The sequence below is a fragment of the Wolbachia endosymbiont of Tuta absoluta genome (assembly GCF_059414725.1).
Genome location: NZ_JBNRJY010000410.1, coordinates 1 through 7,968 on the forward strand (window position 1 = coordinate 1; position 7,968 = coordinate 7,968).

8 protein-coding genes are annotated in these 7,968 nt (G+C 34.4%); 2 read left to right on the forward strand and 6 right to left on the reverse strand.

The window, feature by feature from the left end; all coding sequences use genetic code 11:
• From ACJ5GX_RS04370 to ACJ5GX_RS04385, 4 genes are all read right to left on the reverse strand, one after another.
• Window positions 1–916: complex I subunit 4 family protein (locus ACJ5GX_RS04370; protein WP_495292743.1), on the reverse strand; the 916-nt coding region annotated here is incomplete at its 3' end.
• A gap of 3 nt (window positions 917–919) precedes the next feature.
• Window positions 920–2,776 carry an NADH-quinone oxidoreductase subunit L gene (gene nuoL, locus ACJ5GX_RS04375; RefSeq protein ID WP_052265006.1) on the reverse strand — a complete coding sequence of 619 codons (1,857 nt, stop codon included), beginning with the start codon at window positions 2,774–2,776 and terminating at the stop codon, window positions 920–922.
• The gene (gene nuoK / locus ACJ5GX_RS04380; RefSeq protein WP_006012916.1) at window positions 2,773–3,081 is read right to left on the reverse strand and encodes an NADH-quinone oxidoreductase subunit NuoK; all 309 of its coding nucleotides are present in this window, start codon (window positions 3,079–3,081) and stop codon (window positions 2,773–2,775) included. Before nuoK ends, nuoL begins: the two co-directional genes overlap by 4 nt.
• Window positions 3,072–3,659 (reverse strand): NADH-quinone oxidoreductase subunit J, encoded by a 588-nt coding sequence (locus ACJ5GX_RS04385; protein WP_052265005.1) that lies wholly within the window; start codon window positions 3,657–3,659, stop codon window positions 3,072–3,074. The genes nuoK and ACJ5GX_RS04385 overlap by 10 nt, the downstream gene beginning before the upstream one ends.
• A 186-nt stretch (window positions 3,660–3,845) precedes the next feature.
• On the opposite strand from ACJ5GX_RS04385, the gene ACJ5GX_RS04390 reads away from it, so the two are divergent.
• Together ACJ5GX_RS04390 and ACJ5GX_RS04395 are read left to right on the forward strand one after the other, a co-directional pair.
• Window positions 3,846–4,271 carry a WD_0964 family protein gene (locus ACJ5GX_RS04390; RefSeq protein WP_052265004.1) on the forward strand — a complete coding sequence of 142 codons (426 nt, stop codon included), beginning with the start codon at window positions 3,846–3,848 and terminating at the stop codon, window positions 4,269–4,271.
• Window positions 4,272–4,384: 113 nt separating this feature from the next.
• Window positions 4,385–6,298 (forward strand): ATP-dependent helicase, encoded by a 1,914-nt coding sequence (locus ACJ5GX_RS04395; protein WP_007302378.1) that lies wholly within the window; start codon window positions 4,385–4,387, stop codon window positions 6,296–6,298.
• Between the two features lie 42 nt (window positions 6,299–6,340).
• Here the strand turns inward: ACJ5GX_RS04395 and ACJ5GX_RS04400 are convergent, their stop codons facing one another.
• Together ACJ5GX_RS04400 and ACJ5GX_RS04405 are read right to left on the reverse strand one after the other, a co-directional pair.
• On the reverse strand, window positions 6,341–7,096 hold the full coding sequence (locus ACJ5GX_RS04400) for an alpha/beta hydrolase (protein WP_007302377.1): 756 nt from the start codon (window positions 7,094–7,096) through the stop codon (window positions 6,341–6,343).
• Window position 7,097: 1 nt separating this feature from the next.
• Window positions 7,098–7,622 carry a c-type cytochrome gene (locus ACJ5GX_RS04405; RefSeq protein ID WP_495292744.1) on the reverse strand — a complete coding sequence of 175 codons (525 nt, stop codon included), beginning with the start codon at window positions 7,620–7,622 and terminating at the stop codon, window positions 7,098–7,100.
• Window positions 7,623–7,968: the final 346 nt, after the last annotated feature.

Genomic DNA, 7,968 nt, shown 5'->3' on the forward strand with positions numbered 1-7,968 from the left:
CGATCCCCATATGTGCTATTGAAGAATAAGCTATTAACTTCTTTATATCATCTTGAGCAAACGCAACTAGAGAAGCATATATCACCGCAATAATGCTCAGCACAACAACGAAATTTGAAAAATACAAACTTGCCTGAGGAAGCATTGGAATAGAAAACCTTAAAAATCCATATCCCCCCATTTTAATAAGCAAGCCAGCTAAAATCACAGATCCAGAAGTTGGTGATTGCACATGCGCATCAGGAAGCCAAGTGTGAAATGGAAACATAGGTACTTTTATTGCAAAAGAAATAAAAAATGTAATCCACAGCAATGACTGCACTTCAAGATCAAGGCTTGGCACTAATGTAGCTAATTTTTGTATATTAAACGTCCCAAAAGTACTATAGATATACACCAATCCAAGCAGAAATAATAATGAGCCAGTTAATGTATAAAGAAATAACTTAAACGTCGCATATATCCTTTGCTTCCCTCCCCAAATGCCAATAATAAAGAACATTGGTATTAAAACAGCTTCAAAAAACACATAAAAGCTTATAGCATTCAGTGAAACGAAAAAACCGACTACAAAACTCTCAAGCAGTAGAAATAATGCCATATAGCCTTTTAGGGTCGTATAACTCATTTTGCAGTTATAGAGTATACAAATTACAAACAAGAAAGTTGTAAGCAGAAGGAAAAGCAACGATATACCATCTATCCCTATTCCTACATTCTTGATTGGATAGCTGACAAACTGAAAGTCCGCATTGTTATAATCAAATTCTATACAAGCTACAATGCTAAGCAAAAATGGAAGTATAGCAAAAAATAGGGCAAGGAATTTTAGGTGTATAGATTGATGATTAATCCTGATCGAGGATAAAATCAACGCTCCTATCAGTGGAAGCAAGAATATACTAAGTAACAACACCTTCTATTTAATTCCAATAATATATAAAGCACCGATTATTAAAGTAACAAACATAATAAATGCATAATCAAATATATAACCAGTTTGTAACTTTATAGAACTTTTTGAACATTCATTAACCAACCTTACAACACCATTTGGTCCAAATGAATCAATAGCCTTAACATCAAACTTCCATAGAAGCCTAGATATAAACCTTATCGGTGCAATTATAACAAACTCATACACCTCATCAAAGTACCATTTATTCTGCAAAAACTTAAGTAAAAATTTACTCTTAATTTGCCTAATTACTTGATATTGGTAAATTAGGCACGCAAGTGCTATTCCACTTAGGCTTGCTAAGGTTGGCAGTAGTTTTATAAAGAAATTATGAACTCCATGCTCATCAATCATCACTAAACTTGATTTCCAAAACGCATTACTAGTTATGTTCAAAATATTTGCTCCCCATATTCCAGAAAATACTGATCCAAAAGCGAGTATCAGTAATGGTATAAGCATAATCTTTGGTGCCTCATGTATATTAATTTTACTTTGTTTTTGGCTGTGGAACACAAGAAGCAATAACCTCCAAGAGTAAAACGCTGTGAAGAATGCAACAACTAAGCTTATTACAAAAGCAAAGCTATCCGTGCTATAAGCATGTTCAATTATCAAATCCTTTGAGTAAAAACCTGCAAATGGAAATATTCCAGAAAGCGCAAGAGATCCAATCCACATGAGAGTATAAGTGCAAGGGATTTTCTTCCAGCAATTTCCCATTTTCTGAATGTTTTGCTCATGATGCATTGCATGAATCACATTGCCAGCACCAAGAAATAGTAGAGCTTTAAAAAAAGCGTGTGTCATTAAATGAAAAATAGCAACATTGTAAGCAGAAAGCCCACATGCCATGAACATATAACCAAGTTGACTGCAGGTTGAATAAGCAATTATTTTTTTTATATCGTTCTGAGTAATCGCAACCGTAGCTGCAAAGAAAGCAGTAAGTGCCCCAACAATAACTATTAATTCTCGTGCCACATTTGATAGCTCAAATAATGGAGAACATTTTGCTACTAAAAATATACCTGCTGTTACCATCGTTGCTGCGTGAATGAGTGCAGAAACAGGGGTTGGCCCTTCCATTGCATCTGGCAACCAAACATGTAAACCAAGCTGTGCAGATTTACCCATACAGCCAATAAAAAGTAATATGCATATTATATGAGTTACTTTGAATTCACAGCAGAATGCCCTAATGTTCTGCGTGCCAAGAAGATCAGTTGTGTCAAAAACTTCAGTAAAATTCAAAGAGTGAAATGTATAATAAATAAGAAAGGTTCCAATCAATAGTGCAAAGTCTCCTACCCTATTCACAACAAATGCTTTAATTGCTGCATTATTTGCAGAATATTTTTGGAACCAAAATCCTATGAGTAAATAAGAACATAGGCCAACCCCTTCCCAGCCAAAAAAAAGCTGCACGAAATTATCGCTTACAACCAGCACAATCATGCAAAACGTAAATAGCGATAGGTAAGAAAAAAACCTCGACTTCCCCTTATCATGCTCCATATAACCGATAGAGTAGAGATGTACTACCAGTGAAACGGTGGTAATAACAATAAGCATTAAGGATGAGAGAGCATCCACACTAATTGCCCAATTTACTTTTAATACACTTAATGAAAATAAAGGAAATAAACTCAAGTGATAATTTTCAGAGAAGGTGAGAAAAACATACCAAGATAAAACTGCAGATATTCCAATCCCTGCCGTTGTAACTAACTGACTAAAAACACCTCTTCTAAAAAGTGCTGCAAACAGCGAACCAAAGAGTGGCAAAAATACTATTAATTTCAGTATATCCATCATTCTTTCATTAAATTTGCTTGTTCAACATCTATATTGCCACGGCTTCTATAATATACAACCAATATTGCAAGCCCAACTCCTGACTCTGCTGCCGCAACAGTCAACACAAACATCACAAAAATTTGCCCAACTATATCATTCATAAAGGCAGAAAAAGCAACTAAGTTGATATTAATTGCCAGCAATAATATTTCTATTGATAACAATATATTGATTATGCTCTTACGGTTGATGAAAATACCGCACACTCCAATAGTGAACAAAACAGCAGCAACTATCAAAAAGTGATTTAATCCTATTTCCATTCTACTCCTTTTCCAAATTTAGCCTTAACTAATTTTACAGATGAAGATTGTGTCAATTGCTTTAATACATTCTGTTTTTTAACTCCTTTTTTCTTGTCCTGCAAAGTAAGAGCAATTGCACCGACAATTGCAACAAGCAGCAGAATACCAGAAAGATGAAAAGCGTACATGTAGTCGGTATACAGCAAATTACCAATAGCTTTCACATTATTGGTATTATAGTTTATAACATTGCTTATATTCGGTGCTGAGCTGCGGATTACAAAGCTGATGACTAGAAAAAACACAACACACAACATAGCACCAAGAGTGCAATGCTTTGCAAAACCCTGGCGCAACCTTATGTAGTCAATATCGAGCATCATAACTACAAAGAGGAACAACACCGCAACCGCACCGATGTATACTATCATCACCATCATAGCAATGAACTCAGCTCCAAGGAGAATGAAAAGAACTACAGAGTTAACGAAGGTGAAAATTAAAAATAATACTGCATGCACAGGATTTCTTACACTAATTACGCATACAGCAGATAAAATGCTGAGAATTGCAAAAAAATAAAAGAAAAAAGGCATCGATACTTTAACTGCAACAATAGTTACTAACTTAAGGTAATTGTTGCTGTAAAGTCAATACTATATTAAAGATTTGAAAATATCGTACTACAAGCTTCAACTCCTCAGTAATGCAATAAACACTCTTGACAATCTTGATTTATTAATATATAATGTATGTATATTAATAGTCAGCGGTAGCTCAAAATGTACAACATATTTGGTTACTTCAAAAGCAACAATAGTTCTAACGCACAAAATAGCAGATTAAATGGAGAAGGTTATCAATACACCACAAGAGACTATATGACAATTTACTTTAATAACACATTAGCAAGTTTCAGTAGATCATTGATAGAATTTAAAGAAAAAGCATATGGTTTTATATATGATATTGGAGCTTGGTTGAAAGCAACATATGAAAATTTCACTGAACGAGCTGAAATTCATAACTTCTATGTTCCAGAAAAACTTCCTATTAAAGCTGAGGAAATAAAGATGAAGGAACTGAATCGTAAGCCTAAGCCATTTCAAACTCCACCTATTCATCAAACAAGCAGAAGTTTTGATGCCAATATCTCAAATCAAGTTGTTGTTACTCACCATACACTTGAAGCTACCCCAACAAGATAGATCTACGCTTAAATATCTAGTACTTGAATGAGTTGAATGTTATGTTCAATAAGACCTTTACAATATTTGGATCATAGGTTTAACTTTATAAAGTTATAATCTATAGAGCTTCAATGAACGATTATCTCTCACTGTTAAATCCAGAACAGCAATTAGCTGTAACTAACATAAATGGGCCAGTTTTGATACTGGCAGGAGCCGGAACCGGAAAAACAAGAACGATTACTTCAAGAATAGCACACATAATTAGAAACGGTCACGCTTATTCTGATGAGATATTAGCAGTTACATTTACAAATAAAGCAGCAAATGAGATGGTATCAAGGGTACTTGAGCTAACGGGTACAAACATACCATGGCTTGGCACTTTCCATGCAATTGCAGCAAAAATTTTGCGCATGCACGCAGAAATTGTGGGCTTAAACCCCAATTTTACAATCATTGGTGTGGATGACCAATTACAGGTAATAAAAAATATTATCAATGAAATAAATCCTGATTACCTATCAGAAAAATATAAGACCATTATGAATATTATTCAGCAATGGAAAGAGAAGTGCTTATTGCCGTCTGAAGTGGAAGATGTTCAATCATTTAGGCCAGTTTACGTAACTGCACTTAAAGTCTATTACCAGTATCAGGAAAGGTTAAAATTCCTTAACTCTGTTGATTTTGGTGACTTATTGTTATATAACATACAACTTTTTAATAAAAAGACCGAGGTTCTGTCCTACTACCAAAACAAGTTTAAGTATGTCATGGTAGATGAGTATCAAGATACAAATGCAATACAATATCTTTGGCTAAAATACCTTGCAAAAGAGCATTCAAATATTTGCTGTGTAGGAGATGATGACCAGTCGATATACAGTTGGCGTGGTGCAGAAGTTGAAAATATTTTGAAATTTTCCGATGATTTTAAAAATGCAAAAACCGTTAAACTGGAGTGTAACTACAGGTCAACATCCCACATAATTGCAACTGCATCATATGTGATCAATCACAATAAGACTCGCTTAGAAAAAAAATTGTGGACAACAAACATTGAAGGCGAAAAGGTAAATCTAATCAAATTGTGGGACGGAAAGGCTGAAGCAAGGTTCATAAGCGAACAGATATTAAAACTCAATAAATACAGATTTAGTGATATTGCAGTGCTCGTCAGGGCTACTTTTCAAACTAGAGTTCTCGAAGAGTATTTTATAAAATATTCAATTCCCTATAAGATTATAAGTGGCGTAAAATTCTACGAACGTCAAGAAGTAAGGGATATAATTGCATATTTGAGGCTTGTTACAAATAATAATGATGATCTCGCTTTTGAAAGGATCGTAAATCGTCCAAAAAGAAGCATAGGAGCTACAACTCTAAAGAAAATATACACGACTGCTCAGGATAACAAAATTTCTTTTTTTGAGGCAGCAAAAATATTGGTTAATAGTGATCAAGTAACCGAAAGAATTAAACTCTCACTAAATGATTTTTTAAATAAAATTAAAGCTTGGGAAGAAATAGTAAGCGTAAAACCACTGCATGAATTTGTTAAAATCGTAGCAAATCAATCAGGATATATGGAAATGCTTGAGAATGAAGGAGTGACGGGTTTAGCGCGAATAGAAAATGTTAAAGAGCTCATTTCATCTTTGAAGAATTTTGACAGCACTATAACCTTCTTGGAGCATATTAGTTTGGTGATGGAAGTGGATAATATGAATAGCGATGACACTGTATATGTTATGACTCTTCATGCGGCTAAAGGGCTTGAATTCCCGTGCGTGTTTTTACCTGGTTGGGAAGAAGGATTATTTCCTCATCAAAGATCTTTTGAAGATAAAAGTGGTAAAGCTTTGGAAGAAGAGAGAAGACTTGCATATGTTGGCATAACTAGAGCAAAAGAAAGGTTGATCATTTCATGTGCAGATAGGAGGGAAATTAATAATCAGTGGCAACCAATGAGCACTTCTCGATTTATTAAAGAATTGCCAAGAGAAAATGTTGAGGTGATCAAGAATAGTGCCTACTGTTGAAGCTATAACTGCAGCTCTTACGACAAACACATCTGAATTACTTCAATTATATATTTCTCCTGGCAAAAATTCTCTGATGGTCTTAAATAAAATTTTCAGTGAATGATTATCAGACATGTTGTGTTCTGCTGATTTTATTAAGTGTACTTCAACGTCTGTTGACTTAATTTTTTCAGCTAAATTCAATGAAGTTTGATAAGGAACATCTTTATCATTAATGCTATGCAATAAGCGCACAGGACAGTTTATATCTATTGCTTCTCTGTTTAAAAGAAGGTTCTTTCTACCGTCTTCGATCAGATTTTTAGTTATTTTGTATGCACAATGCTCCGAAGTAAAATCTATTACACCTTTAGAACCTAGTTCTTCTTTTTGCTTGCCTGACAATTGCTTGAATATCAAATCTTCAGTAAAATCAGGAGCAGACGATATGCCGATTAATGCTGCAATTTTTTCTGGAAATTGAAGAGCAGTGAGCAGCATCAGCCATCCTCCCATACTTGAACCTATAATTATTTGTTTATTGCTAGTTAATTCACTTATCACTTTAGCACAATTTTTTTGCCAATCACTTATTGTATAATCAGCAAAATCACCGCTTGAATTACCATGGCCAAAATAATCAAAGAGCACAAGTGCTATATCATTTTCTTGGCAAAATTTGTAAACGGCAGTTGCTTTAGTTCCATCCATATTGGATGCAAAACCACTAAAAAAAACTATAGAAGCCTTCTTTCCTTGTAGCTTTCGATATGCTATATGGCCATTACTTCCATCGAGTAATTTACAATAATTCATACTACTTTGGCAAGGCAACCGGACTATCGCTCATCGAACGCAAATAGCTGACTAGATCTGCAATCTCTTGTGGATTGGAAATGCCTGCAAATGCCATACGTGTACCTTTTATGTAGGCTTTTGGATTTTTTAAAAAAGCAAATAACTCCTCATACTCCCATTTCCCACCTTTTTCAAGTAGTGCTTTTGAGTAATTGAATGAGCTGCCAAGATGGGCCTTTTTATTTCCAACCACGTTCCATAAGTTTGGCCCCACTTTATTCATTCCACCTTTCTCAAAACTATGACAAGCTATACATTTTTTTGCTGCTGACTTGCCTTTTTCAAAGCTAGCATTCTGCATGAGCTCTCCAATATCAAGTGCCACTTGTTCAATCTTTTGTTGAGGCTCATTGCTGGCTGCTACTATTGTTTGGTGTTCAATTTTATAATCCTCTGGGTTGTAGAGCATATCAACTAGATTACTAACTATCATAATTATTAATCCAGAAAGTAAAATCGATGCTGCAATCTTATTAAGCTCCATAGTTAATTCTTATCAAGTAATGTTACTTAAATTATGCAAATATTTTCGCAAACAGTAAACAATTACCTTTATTTCACCAAAGATAGAAATTTCTATTACTTAGCTAAGTTAGGAGACTGCAATTCTATTTCTATCGGAGTAACTTGTGGTTCAATTACATAATGATCTGGAATAACATATTAAAATAGATTTCCTGCAAACTTGTCTGCAATGATTGAAACTGGAACTACTTCATATAATGTTCGTTTGCTTGACCTAAGATTCAGGAGCATTTAAACTGAATTTTATAAAGTACTAGAAATGATAGGAAATCTAAGAGGAATAGTTGATGAGGTGTGTAGCGATC

Excerpts from the sequence above, each read along its gene's own strand:
- ACJ5GX_RS04400 (WP_007302377.1), bottom strand. The coding sequence starts at position 7,096 with ATGAATTATTGTAAATTACTCGATGGAAGTAATGGCCATATAGCATAT.
- ACJ5GX_RS04405 (WP_495292744.1), bottom strand. The coding sequence starts at position 7,622 with ATGGAGCTTAATAAGATTGCAGCATCGATTTTACTTTCTGGATTAATA.
- nuoL (WP_052265006.1), bottom strand. The coding sequence starts at position 2,776 with ATGATGGATATACTGAAATTAATAGTATTTTTGCCACTCTTTGGTTCG.
- nuoK (WP_006012916.1), bottom strand. The coding sequence starts at position 3,081 with ATGGAAATAGGATTAAATCACTTTTTGATAGTTGCTGCTGTTTTGTTC.
- ACJ5GX_RS04390 (WP_052265004.1), top strand. The coding sequence starts at position 3,846 with ATGTACAACATATTTGGTTACTTCAAAAGCAACAATAGTTCTAACGCA.
- ACJ5GX_RS04385 (WP_052265005.1), bottom strand. The coding sequence starts at position 3,659 with ATGCCTTTTTTCTTTTATTTTTTTGCAATTCTCAGCATTTTATCTGCT.
- ACJ5GX_RS04395 (WP_007302378.1), top strand. The coding sequence starts at position 4,385 with ATGAACGATTATCTCTCACTGTTAAATCCAGAACAGCAATTAGCTGTA.